This window comes from Limnohabitans sp. Jir72, from assembly GCF_003063575.1.
Lineage (GTDB): Bacteria > Pseudomonadota > Gammaproteobacteria > Burkholderiales > Burkholderiaceae_C > Limnohabitans_A.
On sequence record NZ_NESC01000029.1, the window covers coordinates 1 to 1,675 of the forward strand.

Consider the following 1,675-nt stretch of genomic DNA (forward strand, 5'->3'; position numbering starts at 1 on the left):
CTGACGGTGTCTGGCACAGGCACGGTCAACGGCACGGTGACTGCGGGTAACTTGACAACGGCAGGTACCTTGAACGCCAACGGCGCGACGACACTGGGCGACACTTTGAGCGTGACGGGTCAGTCGAACTTGAACAGTCTGAACGCGACGGTGACGAACCTGGGCGTGACGACCACAACAGGTCTGAGCAACACAGGTACGCTGACGAACACAGGCAACGCCAACATCACCGGCACGCTGAGTGCAGGCGCAACGACCTTGGCCAGCGCGAACGTGACGGGTGGCTTGAACGTGGTGGGTGCGACGACCACAGCGGGCTTGACCAACACAGGCAACCTGGTGAACACAGGCAACCTGACCAGCACAGGCACAACGCAGTTCAACGGCGCGACGACAGCGAACGGCAGCTTGACCACAACAGGCGCAGCGGTGTTCAACAGCACCGTTCAAGCGAACGGTCTGGTGACAGCGAACGCAGGCGTGACGGTGGCCAACGGCAATTTGGCCGTGAGCGCAGGCAACCTGACGGTGTCTGGCACAGGCACGGTCAACGGCACGGTGACTGCGGGTAACTTGACAACGGCAGGTACCTTGAACGCCAACGGCGCGACGACACTGGGCGACACTTTGAGCGTGACGGGTCAGTCGACACTGGCTAACTTGAACGCTGCAGTGACCAACCTGGGCACGACCAATGTGAACGGCACGTTGACTGCAACGACCGGCAACATCGGCACGGTCAATGCGAACGTGGCGACGGTGGCAGGCAACTTGAGTGCAGGCAACATCAGCACGGCGGGCACATTGGGTGTGACCGGTCAAACCACCTTGGGTGCTTTGACAGCTGGCACCACCACATTGGCCAGCGCCAACGTGACGGCTAACCTGAACGCAGGCAACATCAGCACAGCGGGTACCTTGAACGCCAACGGTGCCACGACACTGGGCGACACTTTGAGTGTGACGGGCCAGTCGAACTTGAACAGTCTGAACGCGACGGTGACCAACCTGGGCACGACCAATGTGAACGGCACGTTGACTGCAACGACCGGCAACATCGGCACGGTCAATGCGAACGTGGCGACGGTGGCAGGCAACTTGAGTGCAGGCAACATCTCCACAGTCGGCACCTTGAACGCAGGCGCAACGACCTTGGCCAGCGCGAACGTGACGGGTGGCTTGAACGTGGTGGGTGCAACGACCACAGCGGGCTTGACCAACACAGGCAACCTGACCAGCACAGGCACAACGCAGTTCAACGGCGCGACGACAGCGAACGGCAGCTTGACCACAACAGGCGCAGCGGTGTTCAACAGCACCGTTCAAGCGAACGGTCTGGTGACAGCGAACGCAGGCGTGACGGTGGCCAACGGCAATTTGGCCGTGAGCGCAGGCAACCTGACGGTGTCTGGCACAGGCACGGTCAACGGCACGGTGACTGCGGGTAACTTGACAACGGCAGGTACCTTGAACGCCAACGGCGCGACGACACTGGGCGACACTTTGAGCGTGACGGGTCAGTCGACACTGGCTAACTTGAACGCTGCAGTGACCAACCTGGGCACGACCAATGTGAACGGCACGTTGACTGCAACGACCGGCAACATCGGCACGGTCAATGCGAACGTGGCGACGGTGGCAGGCAACTTGAGTGCAGGCAACATCTCCACAGTCG

The 1,675-nt window shown here is 61.1% G+C and carries 1 pseudogene; it reads left to right on the plus strand.

Annotated features, from left to right (window positions below):
• Positions 1-1,675: pseudogene (locus B9Z52_RS17930) on the plus strand (S-layer family protein); the annotation flags it as partial.